The organism is Poseidonibacter lekithochrous, assembly GCF_013283835.1.
Lineage (GTDB): Bacteria > Campylobacterota > Campylobacteria > Campylobacterales > Arcobacteraceae > Poseidonibacter > Poseidonibacter lekithochrous.
The window spans coordinates 2,889,136-2,911,818 of the sequence record NZ_CP054052.1; the positions used below are offsets into that span (position 1 = coordinate 2,889,136).

At 27.7% G+C, this 22,683-nt stretch carries 28 protein-coding genes; 11 read left to right on the plus strand and 17 right to left on the minus strand.

Annotation, left to right across the window (positions count from 1 at the left end; all coding sequences use genetic code 11):
* The first annotated feature begins 205 nt into the window (after positions 1–205).
* Both ALEK_RS13925 and feoB read left to right on the plus strand, forming a co-directional pair.
* Complete coding sequence (locus tag ALEK_RS13925; RefSeq protein ID WP_071626977.1) at positions 206–433, plus strand: FeoA family protein; 228 nt, start codon at positions 206–208, stop codon at positions 431–433.
* Entirely contained in the window at positions 424–2,547 is a 2,124-nt protein-coding gene (feoB, locus tag ALEK_RS13930; protein ID WP_071626976.1) for a ferrous iron transport protein B, read from the plus strand. The genes ALEK_RS13925 and feoB overlap by 10 nt, the downstream gene beginning before the upstream one ends.
* A gap of 5 nt (positions 2,548–2,552) precedes the next feature.
* Here the strand turns inward: feoB and ALEK_RS13935 are convergent, their stop codons facing one another.
* The 3 genes from ALEK_RS13935 to ALEK_RS17690 all read right to left on the minus strand — a co-directional run bounded on the left by ALEK_RS13935 (position 2,553) and on the right by ALEK_RS17690 (position 5,025).
* Positions 2,553–4,364 carry a diguanylate cyclase gene (locus ALEK_RS13935; RefSeq protein ID WP_071626975.1) on the minus strand — a complete coding sequence of 604 codons (1,812 nt, stop codon included), beginning with the start codon at positions 4,362–4,364 and terminating at the stop codon, positions 2,553–2,555.
* 83 nt (positions 4,365–4,447) lie between these two features.
* Complete coding sequence (locus ALEK_RS13940) at positions 4,448–4,894, minus strand: Fur family transcriptional regulator (protein ID WP_071626974.1); 447 nt, start codon at positions 4,892–4,894, stop codon at positions 4,448–4,450.
* On the minus strand, positions 4,894–5,025 hold the full coding sequence (locus ALEK_RS17690; protein WP_265734117.1) for a hypothetical protein: 132 nt from the start codon (positions 5,023–5,025) through the stop codon (positions 4,894–4,896). Before ALEK_RS17690 ends, ALEK_RS13940 begins: the two co-directional genes overlap by 1 nt.
* Positions 5,026–5,162: 137 nt before the next feature.
* Here ALEK_RS17690 and ALEK_RS13945 point away from each other — a divergent pair, with 137 nt between their 5' ends.
* Positions 5,163–5,585 carry a hypothetical protein gene (locus ALEK_RS13945; protein WP_071626973.1) on the plus strand — a complete coding sequence of 141 codons (423 nt, stop codon included), beginning with the start codon at positions 5,163–5,165 and terminating at the stop codon, positions 5,583–5,585.
* On the opposite strand, the gene ALEK_RS13950 is transcribed toward ALEK_RS13945, so the two are convergent.
* The 5 genes from ALEK_RS13950 to pgm form a co-directional block, all read right to left on the minus strand.
* A complete protein-coding gene (locus ALEK_RS13950; protein WP_071626972.1) occupies positions 5,586–5,939 on the minus strand; it encodes a hypothetical protein in 354 nt (117 codons plus the stop codon).
* Positions 5,936–6,163: a hypothetical protein gene (locus ALEK_RS13955; RefSeq protein ID WP_071626971.1), complete on the minus strand. Its 228-nt coding sequence runs from the start codon at positions 6,161–6,163 to the stop codon at positions 5,936–5,938. Before ALEK_RS13955 ends, ALEK_RS13950 begins: the two co-directional genes overlap by 4 nt.
* Positions 6,153–6,890, minus strand: coding sequence for an arginyltransferase (locus ALEK_RS13960; RefSeq protein ID WP_071626970.1), 738 nt, complete (start codon positions 6,888–6,890; stop codon positions 6,153–6,155). Before ALEK_RS13960 ends, ALEK_RS13955 begins: the two co-directional genes overlap by 11 nt.
* A gap of 2 nt (positions 6,891–6,892) precedes the next feature.
* Complete coding sequence (gene trpA, locus ALEK_RS13965; protein ID WP_071626969.1) at positions 6,893–7,648, minus strand: tryptophan synthase subunit alpha; 756 nt, start codon at positions 7,646–7,648, stop codon at positions 6,893–6,895.
* Positions 7,649–7,729: 81 nt separating this feature from the next.
* Positions 7,730–9,364, minus strand: coding sequence for a phosphoglucomutase (alpha-D-glucose-1,6-bisphosphate-dependent) (pgm, locus tag ALEK_RS13970; protein WP_071626968.1), 1,635 nt, complete (start codon positions 9,362–9,364; stop codon positions 7,730–7,732).
* A gap of 159 nt (positions 9,365–9,523) precedes the next feature.
* Here pgm and panB point away from each other — a divergent pair, with 159 nt between their 5' ends.
* Genes panB through ALEK_RS13985 form a run of 3 tightly spaced genes read left to right on the plus strand, consistent with a single transcriptional unit; the run spans position 9,524 to position 12,414 of the window.
* The gene (gene panB / locus ALEK_RS13975) at positions 9,524–10,333 is read left to right on the plus strand and encodes a 3-methyl-2-oxobutanoate hydroxymethyltransferase (RefSeq protein WP_071626967.1); all 810 of its coding nucleotides are present in this window, start codon (positions 9,524–9,526) and stop codon (positions 10,331–10,333) included.
* Between the two features lie 3 nt (positions 10,334–10,336).
* Positions 10,337–11,365: a Holliday junction branch migration DNA helicase RuvB gene (gene ruvB / locus ALEK_RS13980; protein ID WP_071626966.1), complete on the plus strand. Its 1,029-nt coding sequence runs from the start codon at positions 10,337–10,339 to the stop codon at positions 11,363–11,365.
* A complete protein-coding gene (locus ALEK_RS13985) occupies positions 11,362–12,414 on the plus strand; it encodes an AI-2E family transporter (protein ID WP_083574649.1) in 1,053 nt (350 codons plus the stop codon). The genes ruvB and ALEK_RS13985 overlap by 4 nt, the downstream gene beginning before the upstream one ends.
* An 18-nt stretch (positions 12,415–12,432) precedes the next feature.
* Here the strand turns inward: ALEK_RS13985 and ALEK_RS13990 are convergent, their stop codons facing one another.
* The 3 genes from ALEK_RS13990 to ALEK_RS14000 all read right to left on the minus strand — a co-directional run bounded on the left by ALEK_RS13990 (position 12,433) and on the right by ALEK_RS14000 (position 13,959).
* The gene (locus tag ALEK_RS13990; RefSeq protein ID WP_071626964.1) at positions 12,433–13,179 is read right to left on the minus strand and encodes a ferredoxin-thioredoxin reductase catalytic domain-containing protein; all 747 of its coding nucleotides are present in this window, start codon (positions 13,177–13,179) and stop codon (positions 12,433–12,435) included.
* A gap of 114 nt (positions 13,180–13,293) precedes the next feature.
* Positions 13,294–13,701, minus strand: a complete 408-nt coding sequence (locus ALEK_RS13995; protein WP_083574648.1) for a BLUF domain-containing protein — start codon at positions 13,699–13,701, stop codon at positions 13,294–13,296.
* A 36-nt stretch (positions 13,702–13,737) separates the two neighbouring features.
* Positions 13,738–13,959, minus strand: a complete 222-nt coding sequence (locus ALEK_RS14000) for a VF530 family protein (protein ID WP_071626963.1) — start codon at positions 13,957–13,959, stop codon at positions 13,738–13,740.
* Positions 13,960–14,134: 175 nt separating this feature from the next.
* Here ALEK_RS14000 and ALEK_RS14005 point away from each other — a divergent pair, with 175 nt between their 5' ends.
* From ALEK_RS14005 to ALEK_RS14020, 4 genes are read left to right on the plus strand one after another with little or no spacing between them, the layout of a single operon-like run.
* Positions 14,135–14,605, plus strand: coding sequence for a hypothetical protein (locus ALEK_RS14005; RefSeq protein WP_071626962.1), 471 nt, complete (start codon positions 14,135–14,137; stop codon positions 14,603–14,605).
* Positions 14,592–14,846, plus strand: coding sequence for a hypothetical protein (locus tag ALEK_RS14010; protein WP_071626961.1), 255 nt, complete (start codon positions 14,592–14,594; stop codon positions 14,844–14,846). Before ALEK_RS14005 ends, ALEK_RS14010 begins: the two co-directional genes overlap by 14 nt.
* Positions 14,843–15,487, plus strand: coding sequence for a response regulator transcription factor (locus tag ALEK_RS14015; RefSeq protein WP_071626960.1), 645 nt, complete (start codon positions 14,843–14,845; stop codon positions 15,485–15,487). Before ALEK_RS14010 ends, ALEK_RS14015 begins: the two co-directional genes overlap by 4 nt.
* A complete protein-coding gene (locus ALEK_RS14020) occupies positions 15,474–16,508 on the plus strand; it encodes a sensor histidine kinase (protein WP_071626959.1) in 1,035 nt (344 codons plus the stop codon). The genes ALEK_RS14015 and ALEK_RS14020 overlap by 14 nt, the downstream gene beginning before the upstream one ends.
* A gap of 23 nt (positions 16,509–16,531) precedes the next feature.
* Here the strand turns inward: ALEK_RS14020 and ALEK_RS14025 are convergent, their stop codons facing one another.
* The 6 genes from ALEK_RS14025 to ALEK_RS14050 all read right to left on the minus strand — a co-directional run bounded on the left by ALEK_RS14025 (position 16,532) and on the right by ALEK_RS14050 (position 21,851).
* Complete coding sequence (locus tag ALEK_RS14025) at positions 16,532–16,756, minus strand: hypothetical protein (RefSeq protein WP_071626958.1); 225 nt, start codon at positions 16,754–16,756, stop codon at positions 16,532–16,534.
* A gap of 85 nt (positions 16,757–16,841) precedes the next feature.
* Positions 16,842–17,513 (minus strand): leucyl/phenylalanyl-tRNA--protein transferase, encoded by a 672-nt coding sequence (aat, locus tag ALEK_RS14030; protein ID WP_071627108.1) that lies wholly within the window; start codon positions 17,511–17,513, stop codon positions 16,842–16,844.
* 80 nt (positions 17,514–17,593) lie between these two features.
* A complete protein-coding gene (locus tag ALEK_RS17710; RefSeq protein WP_119184432.1) occupies positions 17,594–18,235 on the minus strand; it encodes a c-type cytochrome in 642 nt (213 codons plus the stop codon).
* Between the two features lie 108 nt (positions 18,236–18,343).
* Positions 18,344–19,180: a flagellin gene (locus ALEK_RS14040; RefSeq protein ID WP_173424154.1), complete on the minus strand. Its 837-nt coding sequence runs from the start codon at positions 19,178–19,180 to the stop codon at positions 18,344–18,346.
* A gap of 153 nt (positions 19,181–19,333) precedes the next feature.
* On the minus strand, positions 19,334–21,547 hold the full coding sequence (gene clpA, locus ALEK_RS14045; protein WP_071626956.1) for an ATP-dependent Clp protease ATP-binding subunit ClpA: 2,214 nt from the start codon (positions 21,545–21,547) through the stop codon (positions 19,334–19,336).
* A gap of 4 nt (positions 21,548–21,551) precedes the next feature.
* Positions 21,552–21,851 carry an ATP-dependent Clp protease adaptor ClpS gene (locus ALEK_RS14050; RefSeq protein WP_071626955.1) on the minus strand — a complete coding sequence of 100 codons (300 nt, stop codon included), beginning with the start codon at positions 21,849–21,851 and terminating at the stop codon, positions 21,552–21,554.
* A 72-nt stretch (positions 21,852–21,923) separates the two neighbouring features.
* Here ALEK_RS14050 and bioD point away from each other — a divergent pair, with 72 nt between their 5' ends.
* On the plus strand, positions 21,924–22,556 hold the full coding sequence (bioD, locus tag ALEK_RS14055; protein WP_071626954.1) for a dethiobiotin synthase: 633 nt from the start codon (positions 21,924–21,926) through the stop codon (positions 22,554–22,556).
* Positions 22,557–22,683 lie beyond the last annotated feature (127 nt).

Genomic DNA, 22,683 nt, shown 5'->3' on the forward strand with positions numbered 1-22,683 from the left:
CAATATTAATCTTAATAACAATTATCACTTTCTGTTTATGTCAAATTTGTGACATCTTATATAAGTAATTCTTTAATAGTAAAGGAATAATATTTCATTTAAGTTATATAACAATAACTAATACATCAACGCTATTGACTGGTATCAAGATATACAAAGTATAATTATATTATAATAATCATTATTAAAGTCACTAAGGAAAACCATGACTCTAGATAAACTAGAAATCGGAAATAAAGCCACAATAAAAAGTATTAATTGTGACTCAGCACTAAAGAATAGATTTTACTCATTTGGAATAATAAGAAACTCAATTATTTCAGTAGAAGAGCTAACACTTACAAAAAGTACAATAGAAATAAAAATCAACTCTACAAAAGTAGCATTAAGACTAAAAGAAGCTTCGACTATTGAGGTTGAAAAATGTTCATAAAAGATATAAAAGAAATAAAAACAATTAAAGTAGCATTAGTAGGACAACCCAATGTTGGAAAATCAATGCTTATTAACTCAATTTCAAATGCAAGATTAAAAGTTGGTAATTTCTCAGGAGTTACAGTTGCAAAAGAAGAAGTATTTTTATCATATAAAAACTACAAAATTGAAATAACAGACCTTCCTGGTTCATACTCATTAAATGACTATACATTAGAAGAAAAAGTAACAAAAGAATTTTTAGATAACTCACCTTATGATATTATCCTAAATGTTTTAGACTCAACGAACTTAGAGAGAAACCTATTTTTAACTTCAGAGCTTTTAGCTTTAGATAAAAAAATGCTTATTGCTTTAAATATGAGTGATGAAGCCCATAAAGAAAATATTCAAATAGATGATAATCAACTAAGTAAAATTCTTGGTAAACCTTGTATTAAAACAAGTGCTGCTAAAAACATGGGGATATCTAATTTACTTGAAGCAATTGTTTCAAAATTTGAAGATGATAAACTTCCTACAAAATTAATTTTCTCAGATGTAATAGAAGAAGAGATTCAAAATATTGTTGAATTCTTTGAGGATTGTGGATTTAGAACTCCTAATACATATAGACAATTAGCAATTAAATTACTAAAAGAAGATAAACAAACATATAAACAAATTCATGATGAACCAATTTGGGTTAAATTACAAGTTGTTCTAAATAATGCTTTTGAACATATGTATATTCATTACAATACAAAAAATATTGAAGATATCTTTAATGATGAAAAATTTGCTTTTGCTAGAGGAGCTGTTAGAGAAACAGTTAAACAACCAAGTATTTTAACAAAAACTATTACTGATAAAATTGATTCACTTTTAATTCATAAAATTTTTGGATTACCAATTTTCTTATTTTTAATGTGGGGATTATTTCAACTTACTTTTGAGTTAGGAAATATTCCTATGGATATGATTGATGCATTTTTTGCTTCATTAATAGATAGTACAAAAGAAATTTTAGGAGATAATGAACTCTCATCTGTTATAGCAGATGGAGCAATAGCAGGAGTTGGAGCTGTTATACTTTTTGTTCCTAATATTGTAATTTTATTCTTTGGTATTGCTTTGCTTGAAACAACTGGTTATATGAGTAGAGTTGCTTTTCTTTTAGATGGTTTCTTTCATAAATTTGGATTACATGGAAAATCATTTATTCCCTTAGTTACAGGGTTTGGATGTTCAGTTCCTGCTTATATGAGTGCAAGAACACTTAAAAATGAAAAAGATAGACTACTTACACTATTTATTATTGGATTTATGTCTTGTGGAGCTAGGCTTCCTATTTATGTGCTATTTACTGGGGCATTTTTTAGTGAAGACAACGCTGGTAATATTCTATTTTTAATTTATATTTCAGGAGCTATTTTAGGACTTATTGCAGCAAAAATGCTAAAAATTGTGGTATTTAAAAGTGAAGATGAACCTTTTGTAATGGAAATGCCAAAGTATAGAATGCCATCATTTAAACTAATTTGGCATACAGTTTCAAACCAAGCATTAATGTATCTAAAAAAAGCAGGAACATATATTTTAGCTGCTTCTGTTTTAATCTGGTTTGCATCAAACTATCCAAAACATTTAGATATGGATATTCAATATGAAACAAAAATTGAACAAGCACAAACTCAAGATTTAAAAGATAGTTTAGCAAGTGAACATGCTTTATATAATCTTGAAAATTCATACCTTGGTAAAATTGGTAAGTTCTCAGAACCTGCATTTGCACCATTAGGTTTTGACTGGAAAATGGCAGTAGCTTTAGAAACTGGTCTTGCAGCAAAAGAAATTGTTGTATCAACTCTTGGTATTTTATATGGATTAGGGGAAGATCATGATGAAAGTTCATCAGGATTAATGGAGAAAATCAAAAAGAATATTCCTCTTGCATCAGCAATAGCCTTTATTGTATTTGTAATGATTTATTTACCTTGTTTAGCAGCATCAATGGTATTTGCAAGAGAAGCTGGAGGATGGAAGTATTTAGCATACTTATTTGTCTTTACAACAGGAACAGCTTGGGGATTAGCCTTTTTAGCTTATAGTATTGCAGTAGTAGTTATTTAAAACTACTACTTGTAAACAACTCTATTTCTTCCTGTCTTTTTAGCCACATATAAAGCATCATCAGCCACTTTAAATAACTCTTCAAACTCTGAACCACCTCTACAATAAGTGCAGCCTAAACTAGCTGTTATCTTAAGTTCTAAATCTTCATACTTAAATAAATTATCTTCAATTAATATTCTAATTCTATTGGCAATAGCTTCTAAATCATTTTTATTTGCATTAATAGCAATAATAAACTCTTCTCCACCAAAACGACCTATTAAATCATCTTTATGTAAACCATTAGAAACTAGTTTTGCTAAATCTCTTAAAATACAATCTCCAATAAAATGTCCATAAGTATCATTAATATTTTTAAACTTGTCAATATCAAGGATAATTAAACCAAAGTCTTTCATCTCTATCCAGTATCTACAATATTCCGTAATAGTCGCTTTGTTATAACAATTAGTTAATTCATCAGTAGAAGCTTTATTTTGTAAGTGAGTTATTCTTTCATTATATTTTGATACATCATTCATACAAATAATATACTTTCTAATTTCAACTCTTGAGATATCAAATACAAAATATTTATCTTCATTATTATGAAGTTTAAGTCTTGCAGGTTTATCAATAGAAGAGTGTTTTTTAGCAATCTTTAGAAGGTTTGCTTTTGTTGTGTCATCTAGTACAGCAATATTATTCATAAAACCATTGTTTGTTTTAAATAGATCTAAAAACTTCTTATTAGCACTTTGAATTTCTGTTCCATCAGTTATAAAAATGATGTGTTGTTGAGAATCCAAAACAGACTGTAAGAAATCTCTTTCTTTTTTAATATGCTCATTTTGAGCTTCTCTAATAATCTTAAACATTTCATTCATTTTACTTGATAAATATGTAATTTCATCATCATATATTAAATCAATATTTTGTACTAAATCTTTCTTTTTAGATACACTTTTTACAGTATTAGAAATAAGACCTATTCTTTTAGTAAAAATTTTACTTATAAATACATAGATAACTAAATTAAAAATCAGAAATGAGATGAAAAAAAGTTTTAATAAATTCTTATTACTTTGGATAATTTCAGTGAAAAACTCTCTATTTAATTTTATAGATAAGAAGAATTTATTTTTTAGTAATTCATCATTTATTTCAATATTTATATATATAGTTTTCGAATCAGCTCGTGAAATGTCATAATTAAACTTCCCTTTTAATACCTTTTTATTTTTAAAACTATAAGAAGGCAGAAAAGATATATAACTATCTAACATAGAAGAAGATTCACTTAAAAAAGCAGAATCCAAAGTTCTAGCTGTAAAAACATAACCAATTTCATCAATTCTCTCTAGTGAGAAAATTAACCGTTCATAATCAAAGGTCATAAACTTTAATTCTTCGTTATTTATATATTTAGAAAGATTTGATTGAATAAAAAAATCATTTATAGAATCAGAAATATCTACATACTCTTTTGAGCTTACGTCATAAGCTTCACTATATATAATCTCTTTATTATTATCTAGAATTAAAAAATAACTCACATCTAATTTTGATGAAAAGTCATAAAATAAATCTTTTTTATTCTTTTCATTGATTAATTTAATAATAGCTTCATTAGTGGAGTATTCATAAGTTATATTATCTAATAACTTTTTTTTATTCATAAGAATATTATGTAGATTGTTTACTTTGTTTTTAACAACTTGGTTCTCAAATTCAAGGGCACTTGATTCTCTATCTTTTAATATGAAATATATCAAACTTAGGAGGACAATAAATAAGGCAGAAAACAGTAGAAAAATTTTTTTGTTGATTGTCATTATACTTCTCGTTATTTAAATAAGGAGAAGTATATCATTGCTTAGGTTAATTTTAATTGATAACGATTATCATAATTTATATTTTATTGACATTTCTCACAAATTCCATAAATTGTCATAATATGGTCTTTTAATAAAAAGTTGTTTGCTTTAGCAACTTTTTCTTGTTGTTCTTCTATTAAATCATCTGTAAACTCGATGATAGCACTACAAGAAGTACAAATCATATGGTCATGATGAATAGAAATGTTTAGCTCATATCTTTTAGCACCATCACCTATATCTAAAGAATTTACAATATTCATTGTTTCAAAGAATTTCACAGTTCTATAAACTGTAGCAATTCCCATGTCTATTTTATATAATGTTTTTGCAATATTTACTATTTGCTCAGCACTTAAGTGCTCATCACTAAAATATAATATCTTTAAAATATAATCTTTTTGAATTGAATTTTTATAGCCTGATTTAACAACAGATTTTTTAAAATTTTCCAAGAATGATTCAAAACTAATTTCATATCTTCTCACTAATTAAATCCTTTTATTACAGTAATTACAAGAGCAACTACTAAGGCTAGAACATAAACTTTTGGTAGATTCTTATGAATCGACAAATTCTTTTTATATAGTCTTGTTTCGTTTATATTTAGTTTATCCACTTATTAACCTTAATAATTATTATCATTACTGCTATATTACTTTTATTTAACTTAATAAAATATTAATGATAATAATTATCGTTTTAATATTTATTTAAGCTGATTAATTTTAAAATCTATATATCAAAAGGATTTATATGATAAGTATAGGAATTAATTTATTAGGACAAGTAGCTAAGACAGCAGTAGTTAGTGCCGTATCTAGCAAGGTTGTAGATACTCTTATATCATCAAAACTAAATAAACAAAGTGATCATCAAAAATGGAGAAGAGAGACAAAATTACAATTATTTACAAAATTATCTCAAGAACTACTCTCTTTTGACATAAAAGAATCAAGTACTAAAGAAGAAAAAAATTTAAAAGAAATATGTGCAAAAACACTATTAGTATTAGATGATAAGAAATTAATTTTTAAAATTGAAGAGTTTATAAATGAATTTAATAAAACTCAAAGAGCTTTAATATTTGATGAAAATAATAGTAATTTAATTAAAGATTTTAATAATAAGAGTATGCAGTTAGTTATATTTTTAAATGATAATTTGAAGAGAAGTTAATTACTTCAATTCAAATTGTGTTTTGTATTCTTTTTCTTCTGTTATAACTTTAAAAGCCCAATTACCAAGTAATCTACCTTTTATATATCTATAGTCATAAATAGAACCATGTCCAGCAGGAACTAACATTTCCCTACTTCTTGAAATATCACCTTGAGGATCAATCCATTGAACAATGATTTCTTCATCTTTTATACTTCTAAAAGACTCAAATTTACAAATTATTGAATTTTCATCTTGAAGAATTAAACAATCTACTTTTGGTTCAAATTCTAGATCATCACTTGTATTTACTTCTGTTTGAGCAAATAACACTGTAGTACATAACAAAAAAAAGAAAAAAAGTTTTTTCATTCTTCACTCTCACCTTCACTCTCATCAACATTCATATATTTTAATAATATATGTTTAATTGGAGCATAAAATGTTGTCATTGACACAATGGCTACTATTAACTGGGCCATTTTAAATAATCCACTAGATTCATCTAGTAGTAATAAAACCCCATAATAACTAATTAACATAGAGATTATAGCACAAATAACGATACTAATAATAACTACAATATTATAATTCATAATTTTCCCATATAGTCTCTTCATTTAAAGTAGGTCTATTTTTTAATATTTCAAATGGTTTATAAGCTTCTTTATATCCCATAGATAAATGGTCTTTAATCCAATATCCAAGATAGATATATGGTATATTCATCTCTTTGGCTATTTTTATTTGAGCTAAGATTGAAAATTTACCAATAGATAAATCTGAATAATCATGATCATAATAACAATATATAGAAGATACAGAATTGGGTAATAAATCAACTAAAGCAACTCCAATTAATTTATTATCTTTCATATATAAAAACTCTTTTGAGTATTCGGCTTTTCCATCAACATATGATTTTTGATACTCACCTGGTTCTATTGGAGAGTAAGGCCAATCCTTCTTTGCATTCATAAAGGCATGATATTTATCATATAAATTCAAATGCTCTAAAGTCATAGAAGGAGGTCTTATATATAGTTTAGTATCTTTATTTTTTGAGATTACACGTTTTTCAGATTTTGAAAATTCATATTTTGCTACATCTATTCTCATAGAAACACATTTTGTACAGGCTTTACACTCTGGCACAAAATGCATCTTCCCAAATCTTCTCCATCCACGTTCTAACATAGATTGATATTGATCAGTTGAGCAGTCATACATATATCTATATCTAATATCAGATATTTCTGTATCAAAATAAGAACAATCTCTTTGCTCTTCTATAAATTCAATATCTCTATTTAATATATTCATAATTACTGGTTAATTTTTTCTTTTATTTCTTTTGCAAGAGAAGTAATTTTAGAAATTTTCTCATTGTTTGATAAAGAATCATCAATAATATGTTTTACAAATGCACTACCAACAATAACACCATCAACACCTTTTACTTTCTCTTGGCATGTTTTTTCATCAACACCGAAACCAATATATAAAGGAGTATTTGTATATTTTCTTACATTTGCAATAACTGAAGTTAAATCTTCTTTCTGACCGCTACCTGTAATTCCAGCATAAGCAACCATATAAATAAACTTTTGGGCATTTGATACTACTTTTTTAATTCTATTTTCTGTGTGCGTAGGAGCTACAAATGCAATAGATGCTTTATTATATTTTTTATATAAAGCTGTGTAGTTATCTGCCATCTCATAAGGTAAGTCTGGAATAATTGTCCCAGTAATACCAAATTCTTCTGCTTTTTGTAAGAAATTTTCAACCCCATAACTATAAAATGGGTTCATATATCCCATCCATAAAGTATCCATATTTGGTGCTATTTTCGAAGAAACTTCAAATAAATCTTTTAATTTAAAACCATTTTGTAATGCAATTAGATTTGCTTTTTCAATTACTGGACCATCTGCTACTGGGTCAGAGAAAGGTACTCCAAGCTCCAATGTATCAACACCTGCTTCTTTCATACTTAAAGCTAAATCAACTGTAAAATTATTATCAGGAATTGAAGCAGTTATGTATCCAACTAACTTTTTATCAATATTTTCATTCATTAAAATAAATCCTATTCTATTTATTAATAGATATTTTATCTAAATTCATCTTTTAAATGCTCAAGGCTTAGCCTTGAAGCATTAAGATATACTTTTTAGAACTATCTCTTGTGCTTGTTTTTGAATCTCTTTTAAATGCTTTGCACTTATAAAACTCTCTGCGTATATTTTGTAAATATCTTCTGTTCCAGAAGGACGTGCAGCGAACCAACCATTCTTAGTACTTACTTTTAATCCACCAATTGAAGCATTATTTCCACTTGCATTTGTAAAGATATTTTCAATCTCTTCACCTGCTAAAGTATCTGTTGTAATGTCTTCAACACTTAGGTTTTTAAGTTTAGCTTTTTGCTCTAATGAAGCTGGAGCATCCATTCTTTCATAGAAAGATTCTCCAAATTCTTTTTCGAACTCTTGATATATAACACCTGGATCTTTTTTACAAACAGCTGTAATTTCTGCTGCTAATAAATTTAGAATAATTCCATCTTTATCTGTAGACCAAGCACTAGCATCTTTTCTTAAAAAAGAAGCTCCAGCACTCTCTTCTCCTCCAAAACCTAAAGTTCCTTCGTATAAACCATCAACAAACCATTTAAAACCAACTGGTACTTCATATAAGTTTTTATCTAAAGACTTAGCAATTCTATCAATCATAGAACTAGAAACTAATGTTTTACCAATTCCTAATGTATCACTCCACTGTTTTCTATTTGAATATAAATACCAAATAGCAACTGATAAATAGTGATTTGGATTCATAAGTCCAACACTAGGAGTTACGATTCCATGTCTATCAAAATCAGGGTCATTTGAGAAAGCAATATCGTATTTATCTTTTAAATCAATAAGTGAAGCCATTGCAAATTTTGAAGAACAATCCATTCTTACTTTTCCATCATGGTCACAAGTCATAAAAGAAAATGTAGGATCAACAAATTCATTTACAATTTCAATATCAAGGTTATAAATTTCTTTTATTTTTTTATATACTTCAATACCAGAACCACCCATAGGATCAACACCAATTCTTAATTTTGATTCTTTGATTACATCAATATTTATTATTTCATTTAAAGATTTTACATAAGGAGTTACAAAATCAAACTCTTCTAGTAATTCACTTTTTAAAACTTCTTTTAAAGATACAGACTTTACATCTTTTAAATCATTTTCTAATATCTCATTTGCTCTATTTTGAATAATATTTGTTACATCAGTATCAGCAGGTCCACCATTTGGTGGATTATATTTAAATCCACCATCACTTGGAGGATTATGAGAAGGAGTAATTACAACACCATCATTTAATTCTTTTGCATTTTTGTTTGCTTCTAGAATTGTAAATGAGATTAAAGGAGTAGGAGTATATTCATCGTTTTGTGCAATTTTACACTTTACATTATTTGAAATACATACTTGTAGTGTAGTAATTTGTGCGGGTGTTGATAAAGCATGAGAATCTTTTCCAATAAATAATGTACCAGTAATATTATTTTTAACTCTATATTCACATAAGGCTTGTGTAATAGCTAAAATATGATTTTCATTAAAACTAATTTTATTAGAATTTCCTCTATGTCCAGATGTTCCAAAGCTAACTTTTTGAGTAACTTCACTTACATCTGGTTTATTCACATAATAAGAACTTATTAGATTAGGAATATTTTCCAAATTCTCTTTTGGAACTTTTATTCCTGCTAATTTATGAGACATTATTTTCCTTTAAAATTTTAATAATTTATATTATCAAATGATTCATTATATAGGGCTGTTATTACAAAAAATTTCTAATATGTCACATTATAATTTCTTAATATTTAGTTTTTTTTGATAGAATATCTAATTAAACATAAACTATAGGATATTAATAAAATGAGTATTATTAGACATGAATTTGAGAAAATGAATGTAACAAAAATAAAAAAAGCAAAAGGCAATAAAAATTTAACAATGATTACCTCGTATGACGCGCTTTTTGCAAAACTATTTGAAGAAATAGCAGATATGATTCTTGTGGGAGATAGCTTAAATATGAGCTTTGCTGGAAAGCCAGACACTCTATCTGCAACACTTGATCAAATGATTTATCATACTAATGCTGTATGTACAGGAGCACCTAAAGCTTTTGTTATTTTAGATATGCCATTTGGAACATACAATAACAAAGACCAAGCATTAACTAATGCTGTTAGAGTTTATCAAGAAACAAACGCAGCAGCTATTAAAATTGAAGGTGGAGAAGATAGAGCACATATTATCTCTCACCTAACTTCTAATTCAGTAGCTGTTATAGGTCATATTGGTTTAATGCCACAATTCGTAAGAAGTGAAGGTGGATATAAAGTTAGAGGTAAAACAGAAGAAGACACTCAACAATTAATCAAAGATGCAATTGCAGTTGAAAAAGCAGGTGCATTCTGTATTGTTATTGAAGGTGTTATGAGTGATGCTGCAAAAAGAATTAGTGAAGCAGTTTCAATTCCTACTATTGGTATTGGTGCTGGTAATGTAACAGATGGCCAAGTACTTGTATGGTCTGATATGTTAGGTTTCTTTGAAAGCTTCAAACCAAAATTCGTAAGACACTATATGACTGGTGCTCAACAAGTTAAAGATGCAGTAAGTCAATATAAAAGTGATGTACAAGATGCATCATTTCCTGCAAAAGAAGAAGAATACTAATCCATGGAAAGAGTTGTTGAAGTTGAACAAATCTCTTTTGAAGAGGATAATGCTGAAATAAGCCTTCGTCCTTCTTCATGGGATGATTATATTGGTCAAGAAAAAATCAAAAAAAACCTAAGAGTTTTTATTGAAGCTTCTAAAAAAAGAAATGAAGCTTTAGATCATATACTTTTTTATGGTCCTCCAGGACTTGGTAAAACAACTGTTTCTTATCTTATTTCAAATGAAATGAATACAAATATTAAAGTAACTGCTGGCCCTATGATTGAAAAATCAGGGGATTTAGCTGCAATTTTAACAAACCTTGAAGAAGGTGACATTTTATTTATTGATGAAATTCATAGACTAAGTGCTGCTGTTGAAGAGATACTTTATCCTGCAATGGAAGATTATAGACTTGATATTATTATAGGTTCTGGTCCTGCTGCACAAACTGTTAAAATTGATCTTCCTAGATTTACTTTAATAGGTGCTACTACAAGAGCTGGAATGTTATCAAATCCTTTAAGAGAGAGATTTGGTATGCATTTTAGAATGCAGTTTTACAACTATGATGAACTAGCAAAAATTATCAAAAAAGCATCTGTAAAATTAGATAAATTATGTGATGATGATGCAGCTTTAGAAATTTCAAGAAGATCAAGAGGAACGCCAAGAGTTGCCTTACGATTATTAAAAAGAGTAAGAGACTTTGCTGAAGTTGAAAATGAAGATGTAATTCATCTTGAAAGATGTAAGTATGCATTAGATGAAATTGGAGTTAATGATTCTGGTTTTGATGAAATGGATATTAATCTTCTTGAACTTCTTATTTCTAATAAGGGTAAACCAATGGGTCTATCAACTATGGCAGCAGCTCTTAGTGAAGATGAAGGAACTATTGAAGATGCAATTGAACCTTATTTACTTGCAAATGGTTTTATTGAAAGAACAGCAAGAGGAAGAGTAGCTTCTGTAAAAACATATGAGATGTTTAGAATGTCTTATCCAGGAAGTGAAAAATTAGATGACGAAGGAAATCTATTTTGAAACCAGTCTACTTTTTAATCTTAATAGCGGCAGTTACAATATTTTTTATGGTGGAATTATTTTCTCCATTTTTAAAAGCTATGTTTGTTGCATTATTATTAGCAGTTGCTACTAATTCTCTCACTCTATTTTTAGAACATAGATTAAAAAGTCGAGCTGTATCAGCTTCTTTAATGACAGTTAGTCTTGCTGGAATATTTTTTATTCCCGTAATGTATTGTATTTTTTCTTTTGCAAACTTCTTTAATCATATAGATCAAGTTGCCTTAATAAAAAGTTTTGATTCTGTTAAGTTTTGGGTAGAAAATATCTCTGATGATTTCTTATTTTTAAAACAACAATTAAATCAAATTTTAGCAAAAGTAGATGTAGGAGAAGTAGTACAGAAAATCATATCTTTAGGGGCATACTTAGGTAAAAACTCTGCAACATTTATGATTGATATGGTTATGATTCTTATCTTTTATTTCTTCTTTACTTTGTATGCAAGTAGTTTATCTACTTATATGAAAGACCTATTACCAATAAAAAAAGATGATTCAATTACTCTATTTTATGAATCTTCTAATGTAATGACAGTTGTTTTATACTCAATTTTAGTAACTGCTGTATTTGAAGGATTTCTATTTGGTTTCTTTATGACATTCTATAGATATGATGGTTTATTACTTGGAGTATTATATGGTTTTGCTTCACTTATACCAGTAGTTGGTGGAGTTATAATGTGGCTTCCACTAGCTATTTATGAAGCAATGACTGGCTCAATTACTAATGCAATTGTAATTGCAGTTTATTCAATATTAATGATTTCAGTTTTTGCTGATACTTTTGCAAAACCAGTTATTATTAAATATATTAATCAAAGAGTAGTTAGAACACCTACTAATGTAAATGAGATTTTAATCTTCTTTTCTATTGTTGCAGGTTTAGCAACATTTGGTTTTTGGGGTATGATTATAGGGCCTGCAATGGTGACATTTTTCATATCAATTATGCATTTAGTTAAGAAATATACAGAAGAATTCAAAGAGAATGTATCCGAAAGTTAGGATACATTCTTTTTATGCTTAAGCCTCTCCGCTCTCACATTCACCTTGATACATTGAAATACCGTAGTCTAAATTAGCAACTGATTTATATCCTAAATCAAGCATAATTCTTTGACAATAAGCAGATCTACTTCCACTTAAACAATATACAACAACTGGTGTATCTTTCTCATTATCAATTCTCTCTAAAGCTTGATAGAAAGAAGTAGTAGGAATTAAATGATCCGTTCCTTTAATTCTCTGTCCTACCCATTCCATCCACTCTCTTGTATCAACAAGATTGAATTTTACAAATCCTAAATCTCTAGCTTCTAATAAAGATTCTAATTCTGTTGAATTAACTTCTCTTTGAATTAATAAAGATTCACATTCTTCTTTTGTAAGTCCTCTTGAATGAGTAGCAATTGCATCATGTAACTCTTCTTCTTTTGCAGCTTGAGCAGCAAATTCAGGAGTACAGAAAATTCCACAGTGACAATTACCTTTTTGGGGAATTTCTTCTTTTAAAGCAGGTCCACATGGACATAATCGGTTATCAGCAGCTTTTTGTTCTTCTTTTGTTTCGCCAATAACCATGAAACATGGACAATATCTTTTTCCATAAATCATTTTATTTCTTGTAAGACCCATTTGAATAGATTCATTTACTTCATCATTTGGATTATAAGCAAACTCAAATCTATCAACAACTTTATCTGTAAACTGTTTTGTTAATTCCAATTCAGTTTGGTATTCTTCACTTTCTATATCAATTTTTTTTATCATTATATAAAATCCTATTAGTATTTAAAAAGGTATATTAGTATAATGTAGTTTAGGATTAGATATTACAAGTTATAAGTAAAATTTATAACTTGCAATTGTTAAGAAGTGTAAATATTAAGTTACTTCAATAAATTCTTTGAATATTTCAGAGATATCATCAGTGGAAAATGATTTGAAATTCTCTTTAGCAGAGTAGTCTTTTAGTTTTTGACTAGTGAAACTATCAAGATGATTAATATTTTTATACCCCATAGACCATTCAGGGAAATATCTTTGGCCTTCATCTTCTTCTATTAATTCAACAATAGAATCATGTCTAACATCTTTTTTTATTTTTTCAAAAATCTCATTTACAGACTCTTTTGGACCTTCTAAACATTGAAGAAAAGTTCTACCTTTTATTATCAACAGTCCAGTTACATTAACTAAACCATTTCGCTCTCTAGCAATTGCTAATAAGTCTTCTAATTCCTTATCAGTAAATCTAACTGTTGCATTACTTAAGTACATAATTCTATACAAAATTTACTCCTTGATAAATAATGTTTTTATTATATCTTATTTAACAAAAGTTCTTAAATAAAGTTTTTCAACTTTAGTTCTTGCCCAAGGAGTTCTTCTTAAAAACTTTAGACTAGATTTAACACTTGGGTCACGATTAAAACATCCAATATCAATTTTTTTTCCTAATTCATCCCAACCGAATTCATCTACTAAATCATTAATAATCATTTCTAACTTAATACCATGTAAAGGATTGTTTTCATTATTTCCAGCCATTTAATTCCTTTATTTTTTCATATTATAGCAAGTTAAAATTAGAAAAACTAAAGCTAGTTCTTCATTTAGATTTTAATGGATTTTTTGCTAATATTACAGCATCAAATATTATTTTTTATTATTATTTACAAGAAATAAACTACTAACAAATTAGATGATTAAAAGAAAGGTTTAAATGTTTAGTCAAAGACAAACATACATTATTATAGGCTCTATATTACTTTTTTCTGGATGTGTATTAAAAGATAGTACACCCAGTGTTCCAAAAAAAGAGATTATAAAAAAAGAGACAAAAAAAACTCCAACAAAAAAGATAATTCATAAATATAAATATTGTAATAAACATACAGACATAATGAATTTTGCTTCTTCATATATTACAAATGAATTCCAAAAAGGATATTTTTCTCAAAAAGATGCCCTTGGAGCAAAAGCTCAAATATATTTAATAGAAAACAATTCTCCTACTATTTTTGCGCAAAATATAAATAAAGCAAATTCTTCTTATAAAAAACAATATGAACTAGCATCAAAAAATAAATGTAATTTAGATAAGTTTAAAATTTCTCCTTTACAAAGAGTGAAAAATAGTATTGAAGTATTAGAAAAAGAAGAAGAAAGAAAAATAAAAAATGAAAATCATTAAACTATTAACAATATTGCTATTTTTAAAAACATCTATATTATTAGCACAAAGCAATGATATAGATAATTTATTAGAAAAAGTAAATCAAGCTTCTACAAAAAAAGATAAACAAGCTTTAATTGAAAAGCTAAAACAAAAACTTGCAAACAAAAATAAAAAAGCAAGACAAGAAGCAGAAGCGATAATAAAAGCAAAACAAAAAATCCCTGCAAAAATTTATAATGATAGTTCAATAAAATGAATAAAAAAATAAAAATCTTACTTTTAGAAGATGATACTATTCTAGCCCAGACTATGGTTCAAATACTAGAACAAGAAGATTATGATATTACTTTAGTAAATGATGGGGAAGAAGTAATGGAATATACTTATGAAAATAGATATGATTTATATCTATTTGATATAAATGTACCTTTACTAAATGGAAAAGAAGCCCTAAAACTTTTAAGAGATGCCCAAGATAATACCCCTACTTTTTTTATAACAGCCCTTAGAGATACAAACTCAATATTAGATGGTTTTGATTCTGGATGTGATGATTATATAAAAAAACCTTTTGATTTAGATGAGTTATTAGCAAGAATAAAAGCTGTATTAAAACGAAGAAATCCTGTACTAGAATATGGAGATATTACTTTTGATTTATTAGAAAATAGAGTTCTTAAACAAAATGAAGAAGTAGCTCTAGGAAATGTAGAAAAAGAAATATTTTCACTTCTAATTAAAAATATAAATATGACAGTTAATAAAACAACATTTTTTGATTATATGAACAAACCAAGTGATAGTGCACTAAGAGTTTTAATTAGTAAACTAAAAAAAGTATTAGATTTAAATATCACAAATACAAAAGGTATAGGATATAAACTTGAAAAACTATGAAAAGAAATCATTTTTCACAAGCTTTTTTCTATTTTTTATTACTCTAATTATACTATCAAGTATAGTACTTTACATGTACCATGAAGATAAAGTAAAAGATATAAAACAAAATATTCTTTATCAAATGAAAGATTATACTTTTGATTTCAAAAACAAAATGTTCTCACTAGATATTATTGAAAATGATACCAATAAACAGTTATTTAAAATCTATGATTGTAAAGAGGGTTTATGTGCTTATTTTGAAGCTCCTTCAACTGGACCTTATTTACTAAAGGTAGTTTATGATAAAAAGAAATATGAAAAACTTTATAATGAATTCTTAATAAAAACATTCAAATTTAGTATTGTAATTTTCTTCTTATTACTTATCATTTCATTGGGTTTTGCTATATATTCTCTAAGACCTATGAAAGAAGCTCTTCATTTATTAGAAGACTTTCTAAAAGATTTAATCCATGATTTAAACACTCCAGCAACTTCAATTTTATTAAACTCAAGATTATTGAGAAAACGTGGGGATTTTGAGGAAATAGAAAGAATAGAATTAAGTGCAAAAACAATATCTTCTTTATATAAAAACCTAGAATTAATCACTCCAAATAGTATTACAAAAGATGAAAGTGTATTTGTAGAAGAGTTAATAAATAAAAAAATTGAAGTCTTACATAAGATATATCCAAATATAGAGTTTATTAAAAACCTTAAGAATTTAGAAATAAAAAACAATACTAATGCAGTTGAACGTATTATTGATAATATTCTTACAAATGCTTGTAAATATAATAAGAAAAAGGGACAAGTAATTATTTCTATAAAAAACCAGACTTTAATTATAAAAGATACTGGTATTGGTATAAAAAATACAAAAAAAGTATTCCAAAGATATTATAAAGAAAATGAAACAGGTTTAGGAATTGGTCTTAGTATTGTAAAACAATTATGTGATACATTGGATATAAAAATTTCTATTGAAAGCAAAGAGGCAGAAGGAACACAAGTAAAACTTGTATTCCCATGAGTCAAGAGTCGTTTAGAGTTAAATTATTTTTCTAGTTTAGCGTCGATAATTTCTTTTGCTTTTGGAAGATCTTTTTTATTCATTGCAGAAAGTGCAAGTTGAAGTTTCTTTTTTAATTCAGCCTTTTCTTTTACATCTTTAGTCTTATTAATTTGATCAACTAATCCATCAACATTTGTTGTTTCCATTGCGAAAACACTCATCGCTGCAGCAAATACTAAAATTGCTATTTTCTTTCCTATATTCATATTAATACTCCTTAATTTTTTAAAGTAAGGAATTATAAAATAGAAGTATTAGTTAAGTGTAAGTTTAGAGCTAATCTAAAATATTTTAGAAAGATTTACAATCATTAGTAGATTTTTTTACTAAAGTTATAAACTCCTCCCTTGGCATAATCTTTGCACCCAAAGTTTTTAGATGATCACTTGGTATTTGACAATCAATTAATTTAAAGCCATTAGCTTTAAGTCTTTGCACTAAATGAAAAAGAGCAACTTTAGAAGCATCAGTTTTTTTTGTGAACATTGATTCTCCACAAAAAATATTGCCAATATTAATACCATATCCCCCACCTACTAGTTCACCTTCATAATAAGCTTCAAAGGAGTGAGCAAAACCCATTTTATGTAGTTTAGTATAGGCTTTTACAACTTCGTCTAAAATCCAAGTACCTTCTCTTCCTTTTCCTTCACGTATTTTTTTACATTCAAGCATTACCCTTGTAAAATTAGTATCAAACTTAATTTCAAAACTATTCTTCTTTATAGTTTTAGCTAAACTTTTTGATACTTTAAAATCTTCAAGTTCAAGTATAAGTCTTGGATTTGGGCTCCACCATAAAATAGGATCATCTTCATTGTACCAAGGGAAAATTCCATTGGCATAGGCTGTCATTATTCTATTAGGATTTAAATCACCACCGAAAGCTAATAAACCACTATCGTCAGCGTATAAAGGATTGGGAAAGGCAAAGGAGTGTTTTTCTAGAGGAAAGATATTCATATTCAAAATGAAAGCCTTTGTATTTTAGAAAATTATATATTAAATTAAGTTATAAAAAGAAGCGATTGCTTCTTTTTATTTTATAAATTAGAGATAAATGTAGATAATGCCTCAATTTCAGCGTCTGATTTAGTAGCAACTTGCCCTTTCATAACACCTTTCATTGGTCCACCATAAGATCCATCTTTATAACCATTTAATGCATCAATTAACTTTTGTTTATCCCAACCTTTAATAATTGCAGATTTACCTAAAGCTTTCTTTTCACCATTTTGACCATGACATCCAGCACAAGCAGCAAATAATGCTTTTACATTAATAGAAGGTGCAGTCTCTTCTGTTTTAACAGCAGCCATTACTTTAGTAGCTTCTTCTTTTACACTTGCAACTACATTTGAAGTACTTTCATTTACTTTTTTAGCAACTTCACTTACTTCTTTTGTTGTTTCTTCAACAACTACAGCAGTTTTTTCTGCCACTTTAGATGCAGCATCAGCTACAGTATCTGTAACATCACTAGCAGCTTTAGAAACAATATCACCAGCTTCTGAAGCAGCTTTTGTTACAACTTCGATTCTAGTTGGTTCAGGTTGTTTAACTTCTTCAACCTTTTCAACTTTTTGTTCTACTACAGCTTCAACAGCAGCAGTAGTTTTTTTCTCTTCGCCACAACCTACTAATATCAATACAGCAACTGCTGAACTTAATAAAATCTTTTTCATAGTAATGTTCCTTTAGATTAATAATTTCAAATTTTACTTTATAAGTAATAAAGAAGTAATAAATTTTATCCATAATAAGATTAGTTTGTATAAAAATTGTGTTTATTTCTATCCATAAAGATATTTAATCATTTGTTCTTGCATTTTATTAGCTTGAGCAATTGCATACATTCCTGCTTGCATAATGATTTTTAGTCTATTAAGTTCCATAGTTTCTTTTGCATAATCAACATCTCTAATAGCAGATTCACTAGCTTTTAGATTTGTCTCCATAGTAACCATATATCTAATAGAAGACTCTAATTGATTCTGAGTAGAACCAAACTCTGATCTAAATGTATTTAATTGACTTAAAGCATCATCAACTACACTCATATTAGTAGCCGCTACATTTGCAGTTAATCCACCAACTCCTAAAGTTTTAAGAGCATTTAGATTTAATCCAGTTGTATTTGATTGAACTCCATTCATATCAATAGTATCAGAAGAACTCTCCCCTACTTGAAATTGTAAACTATCGGAGCTAGTATTATCTCCTCTATCTTTTTGTAATAAAGTACGACCATTGTAGTTTGTTTGTTCAGCAATATTATCTAATTGTTCTAAGTACTTAACAATATCTTTTCTTATAGCCTCTCTACCTTCATCAGAAGTAGTGGCAGTTCTTGCTTGAATAAGTTTTGATTTTATAATATCAATTATATTTGATTGTTCTGCCATTGCTTTATCAGCAATTTGAGTAAGACCTATTGCAGAGTTTGCATTTTGTATACTTTGATTTATTGAGCTAGCTTGAGTTCTAAGTTTATCAGCAATTGCTAGACCTGAGGGGTCATCTGCTGCACTATTTATTCTAAGTCCACTAGATAATCGTTCTAAAGATTTTTGGAATAGCTGAGTATTATGATTGTAATTTGAATAGGCAATTGAAGCGGCGCCACCCATGTATAATCTCATAGCAAACTCCTTTAAAAATTTTATGCAACCCTTTGTAGAAAATACTTATTTTTACAAGTATTACATAAAATCTTTTAAAGTATTATTAAACATTTCTGAATTTTAGTTTAAATAGAATTTGGCAATAAAAAAAGCCACTTTTTAAAGTGGCTTATAATCGAAGATAAAATCTTCTTTGAAATCGATTTTGACTTGTCCGCCTTTTTTCAATTTTCCAAATAATATTTCATCTGTTAAAATGTTTTTAATTTTGTCAGATATAACTCTATTAAGAGGTCTAGCTCCCATAGCTTTGTCATATCCTAATGTTGCTAATTGTTTTTTAGCTTTAGCAGAGATAGTAATTTTAATATTCTTATCACTTAATTGCTCTTCTAAATCTTCAATAAATTTACCAGCAACTTTTGCTACAACATCTAAACTCAATGCTGCAAATGAAACAATATTATCAAGTCTATTTCTAAACTCAGGTGCAAAGAATTTATTGATAGCTTTATTTTCATTTAAACCATCATCTTTTGCAAATCCCATAACATTAGCTTCAGTAGCCCCTAGATTTGAAGTCATAATTAAAATTACATTTTGGAAGTCAGCTTTGTTTCCAGCATTATCTGTAAGTTCTGCATTATCCATAACTTGAAGTAAAATAGACATTAAATCAGGATGAGCTTTTTCAATTTCATCAAGTAATAATACTGTATGAGGATGTTTTCTAATGGCTTCTGTTAATAATCCACCTTGTTCAAATCCAACATAACCAGCAGGTGCTCCAATTAATCTTGAAATTGTATGAGCTTCCATATATTCACTCATATCAAATCTCTCAAAGTGTACACCTAATTGATGAGATAACTCTTTTGCAACTTCTGTTTTACCAACACCAGTAGGTCCAGTGAAAAGAAAAGATCCAATAGGTTTTTTATCTAAACCAAGCCCTGCTTTGTTTCTTTTGATTGATTGAGCAATAGTACTAACAGCATCATCTTGTCCAAATACTCTTTTTTGCATATTTTTCTCTAAACCTTTTAATAAAGTAAGGTCAGATTTAGTAGCTGATCGAGCAGGAATATGTGCCATTTTTGAAACTGTTATTTCAATATCACTTTGAGTTACTGTAATATTCTTTTTTGTTTTTGTTTTAAGTTCAGTTGCTAAGTTAATTTTCTTAGAAGCCCCAACCTCATCAATAACATCAATAGCACAATCAGGTAGGAATCTATCAGTGATATATTTCTTACTTAATTCAACAGCACTCACAATTGCATCATTTGAGTATTCAACCCCATGGAACTCTTCATATTTAGATTTTAATCCATTTAGAATAGTAATAGAGTCTTCAACAGAAGGTTCTTCAATATCTACTTTAGCAAATCTTCTAGATAATGCTTTATCTTTTGAGAAATCATTTCTAAACTCAGCAAATGTAGTAGCACCAATACATCTTAGTTTTCCATTTGCTAACATTGGTTTTAAAATATTTGAAGCATCCATAGCAGATCCTCCAACACTTCCAGCACCAACAATAGTATGAATTTCATCAATAAATAAAATTGCATTAGGAACTTTGATTACTTCTTGTAATAAAGATTTTAATTTCTTTTCAAAATCTCCTCTATATTTAGTTCCAGCAATCATAGATCCCATATCTAATGAGAATACCTTAGCATCATATAAAAACTCAGGAACTTTCTCTTGAGCAATCTCTAAAGCTAAACCTTCAGCAATGGCAGTTTTACCAACACCTGGTTCCCCTACTAAAATTGGATTATTCTTTTTTCTTCTAGATAATACTTCAATAACTCTAGATATTTCTCTCTCTCGACCAATTACAGGATCAATTTCACCTTTTTGTGCAAGAGCTACTAATTCAGTAGAATTTTTATCTAAAACTTTATTGTTTTTTTCTTCTGCATCATCTTCACTCTGTAATGGTTCATTATGAGAGAACTCTTCTAAAATATCTACTTTTTCAATACCTAATGAGTGAATAAGGTATGTTGCATAAGATTTTTCATCTTTTAATATAGCAACAAACATATCTTCTACACTTGCATTAGTTTTACCACTTGTTTGAGTATGTGCTACCATATACTCAATTGTTGAAGTTAAAGATACAGTCTCTAAAGGTTCATCTTCAACACCTTCTGGTAAAACCGGAGTATTTTCTTCAATATATTTTTTTGTATCATCAAATAACTTATTTGAATCTACACCTAAATCCACAAATAAATTTTCAATTGATTCATCATGAATTAACATTAAGAATATATGCTCTAAAGTCAAATATTCATGGTTACTACTTTTTGCATAACCTACTGCTTGCGAAAAAATGTTTCTTAATTCTTTACTAATCATAATCTTACTCTTCTTCCATAACAGCTTTCAAAGGAAAGCCTTGTTCTCTTGCCATAGTTTTTACTTGAGATACTTTTGTAGCTGCGATTTCGTGAGTAAATACCCCACAAACTTCTCTACCATTATTATGAATATTTAGCATGATTGCTGAAGCTTCATCTACTGTTTTTCTAAATACTTTTATTAAAATTTCTATTACAAAATCCATTGTTGAATAATCATCATTCAACAAGAATACTTTATATTTTTTTGGCTCTTCTAAATGTAATTCATCTTCTAATTCTATTTCTATTTCGTTAGCCACTTCAAACCTTTTTATGATAAAATATCGTTTTATTTTTTAAGATAATAAATATTATACCAAAAAAGAAATTATATGCTAAAAGAAAAAGATTATTATAAAAACAAATCATTGTTTATCACAGCAACAAATACAGACGTTGGAAAAACCTATGCTAGCGAAAAGTTTTTAAGATATTTCGCAAAACAAGGCCTTAGAGTTGGGTACTTCAAACCCTGTGAAACGGGTGTTATTGACTTACCTTTAGATGGTAATAAAATGTTAAAAATAACAAAAGAATTAAATCCAGATTTTACAGCACATATAAATGATGTTGTTCCCTATCAGTTTAAATTACCAGCAGCTCCTTATGTATCAAAAGGTAATACATATATAGATATAGAAGTACTGAAAGAAAAAAAAGAGTATTTGTCAACTTTATGTGATGTTCTTATTATAGAAGGTGCAGGTGGGCTTATGGTTCCCTTAGAAAAGAATCTATTTATTATTGACTTAATAAAAGAGTTCCAAACACAAGCCATTTTAATCACTCCATCTAAACTTGGAAGTATAAACGATACTTTACTTTCAATTGAAGCTTTAAAAAATAGAAATATAGATTATGAGTTCTATATTAATCTATATGAAGATAAAGACTCTTTTGAAGAAGTATCTCTTCCTTTTTTAGAAGAGTATTTTGATAAATTAAATTATCTACATAATATATAAAAGCTTTTTATATAAATTTTAGGAGGGAAAGTATGACTTTTTCTCCCAAAATCCCACAATAAAATATCTCACTTTATTTTCCTTTGAAAAGAAAAAAAATCATAAAAAAGCAAAAAGAATTTGAAAA

Bases quoted from the DNA above. Each gene is read 5' to 3' on its own strand.
- ALEK_RS13925 (WP_071626977.1), top strand. From the start codon at position 206: ATGACTCTAGATAAACTAGAAATCGGAAATAAAGCCACAATAAAAAGT.
- feoB (WP_071626976.1), top strand. From the start codon at position 424: ATGTTCATAAAAGATATAAAAGAAATAAAAACAATTAAAGTAGCATTA.
- ALEK_RS13935 (WP_071626975.1), bottom strand. From the start codon at position 4,364: ATGACAATCAACAAAAAAATTTTTCTACTGTTTTCTGCCTTATTTATT.
- ALEK_RS13945 (WP_071626973.1), top strand. From the start codon at position 5,163: ATGATAAGTATAGGAATTAATTTATTAGGACAAGTAGCTAAGACAGCA.
- ALEK_RS13950 (WP_071626972.1), bottom strand. From the start codon at position 5,939: ATGAAAAAACTTTTTTTCTTTTTTTTGTTATGTACTACAGTGTTATTT.
- ALEK_RS13955 (WP_071626971.1), bottom strand. From the start codon at position 6,163: ATGAATTATAATATTGTAGTTATTATTAGTATCGTTATTTGTGCTATA.
- ALEK_RS13960 (WP_071626970.1), bottom strand. From the start codon at position 6,890: ATGAATATATTAAATAGAGATATTGAATTTATAGAAGAGCAAAGAGAT.
- trpA (WP_071626969.1), bottom strand. From the start codon at position 7,648: ATGAATGAAAATATTGATAAAAAGTTAGTTGGATACATAACTGCTTCA.
- pgm (WP_071626968.1), bottom strand. From the start codon at position 9,364: ATGTCTCATAAATTAGCAGGAATAAAAGTTCCAAAAGAGAATTTGGAA.
- panB (WP_071626967.1), top strand. From the start codon at position 9,524: ATGAGTATTATTAGACATGAATTTGAGAAAATGAATGTAACAAAAATA.
- ruvB (WP_071626966.1), top strand. From the start codon at position 10,337: ATGGAAAGAGTTGTTGAAGTTGAACAAATCTCTTTTGAAGAGGATAAT.
- ALEK_RS13990 (WP_071626964.1), bottom strand. From the start codon at position 13,179: ATGATAAAAAAAATTGATATAGAAAGTGAAGAATACCAAACTGAATTG.
- ALEK_RS14000 (WP_071626963.1), bottom strand. From the start codon at position 13,959: ATGGCTGGAAATAATGAAAACAATCCTTTACATGGTATTAAGTTAGAA.
- ALEK_RS14005 (WP_071626962.1), top strand. From the start codon at position 14,135: ATGTTTAGTCAAAGACAAACATACATTATTATAGGCTCTATATTACTT.
- ALEK_RS14010 (WP_071626961.1), top strand. From the start codon at position 14,592: ATGAAAATCATTAAACTATTAACAATATTGCTATTTTTAAAAACATCT.
- ALEK_RS14015 (WP_071626960.1), top strand. From the start codon at position 14,843: ATGAATAAAAAAATAAAAATCTTACTTTTAGAAGATGATACTATTCTA.
- ALEK_RS14025 (WP_071626958.1), bottom strand. From the start codon at position 16,756: ATGAATATAGGAAAGAAAATAGCAATTTTAGTATTTGCTGCAGCGATG.
- aat (WP_071627108.1), bottom strand. From the start codon at position 17,513: ATGAATATCTTTCCTCTAGAAAAACACTCCTTTGCCTTTCCCAATCCT.
- ALEK_RS17710 (WP_119184432.1), bottom strand. From the start codon at position 18,235: ATGAAAAAGATTTTATTAAGTTCAGCAGTTGCTGTATTGATATTAGTA.
- ALEK_RS14040 (WP_173424154.1), bottom strand. From the start codon at position 19,180: ATGGGTGGCGCCGCTTCAATTGCCTATTCAAATTACAATCATAATACT.
- clpA (WP_071626956.1), bottom strand. From the start codon at position 21,547: ATGATTAGTAAAGAATTAAGAAACATTTTTTCGCAAGCAGTAGGTTAT.
- bioD (WP_071626954.1), top strand. From the start codon at position 21,924: ATGCTAAAAGAAAAAGATTATTATAAAAACAAATCATTGTTTATCACA.